General features: G+C 73.4%; 1 protein-coding gene. It reads left to right on the forward strand.

Features of this window, described 5'->3' with window-relative positions:
- Positions 1-1,189 (forward strand): 3-hydroxyacyl-CoA dehydrogenase family protein (locus tag ACIP67_RS43390; RefSeq protein WP_401700266.1); only part of this gene is annotated, 1,189 nt, incomplete at both ends.

A 1,189-nucleotide genomic window follows, 5' to 3' on the forward strand; every position in this document is an offset into this window, starting at 1 on the left:
CTCGACGACAACCGCATGCTCGACGCCCGCGCCGCGCACGGGCTCGGCCTCATGGACCGGATCGCCGAGGGGGACCTCCTCGACGCCGGCCTCGAGCTCGCCGGCGCCCTGGTCACGGGGGACGAGTCCGTGGCGGCCGAACTGGCCGCCCACCGCGACCGCGACGTGTCCGACGCCGCCTGGGACCGCGCCCTGGCGGCGCTGGAGCGGCTGCAGGCCGCTCGCCCCGGACGCCACCTGCCGGCACGCCGCCACCTGGAGGACCTGTTCACCGGCGCCCGCACGCGCACCCGCGCCGAGTCCGCCCAGGCCGAGGCGGACGCCCTCGGGACCCTGCTGCACTCCCCCGAGTTCCGCCGCACCGTGTACGCGTTCCTCGGCCTCGTCCAGGGCCGCGCCAAGCGCCCCGCCGGCGACCCGGGCCGCGAGCTCGCCCGCGAGGTCCGCAAGGTCGGCATCGTCGGTGCAGGCCTGATGGCCGGCCAGCTCGCCCTCGTCTTCGCCCGGCACCTGCGGGTGCCCGTCGTCATGACGGACGTCGACGCCGAGCGTGTCGAGCGCGGCCTGGCGGGCGTGCGCGCGCAGGTCGAGAAGATGGTCTCCCGTGGTCGGCTCTCCGCCGAGGACGGAGAGGCCTTGGCCGGGTTGATCACCGCGGACACGGACAAGGCGGTGTACGCGGACGCCGACGTCGTCATCGAGGCCGTCTTCGAGGAGCTCGAGGTCAAGCGCACCGTCTTCCGCGAGCTCGAGGGCATCGTGCGTGAGGACGCCATCCTGATGACCAACACCTCGAGCCTGTCCGTGGCCGCCATGGCCGAGGTCCTCGAGCATCCCGAGCGCCTCGTGGGCTTCCACTTCTTCAACCCGGTGGCGGTCATGCCGCTCGTGGAGATCGTGCGGACCGAGGCGACGACGGACGAGGTCGTGGCCACCGCGTTCGAGCTGACCCGCCGGCTGCGCAAGACCGGCGTGCTCGTCCACGACGCCACCGCGTTCGTGGTCAACCGCGTCCTGCTGCGCATGATGGGCGAGGTGCAGAACTCCTTCGACGAGGGCACCGACGCGCACGAGGCCGACCACGCGGTGGACCCGCTGGCCCTGCCGATGACGCCGTTCACCCTGCTGGCCATGGTCGGCATCCCCGTGGCCCAGCACGTGTCCGAGTCCCTCTCCGCGTCCTTCGGCG

Origin of the sequence: Streptomyces sp. NPDC088812, assembly GCF_044750285.1 — a bacterium.
GTDB lineage: Bacteria > Actinomycetota > Actinomycetes > Streptomycetales > Streptomycetaceae > Streptomyces.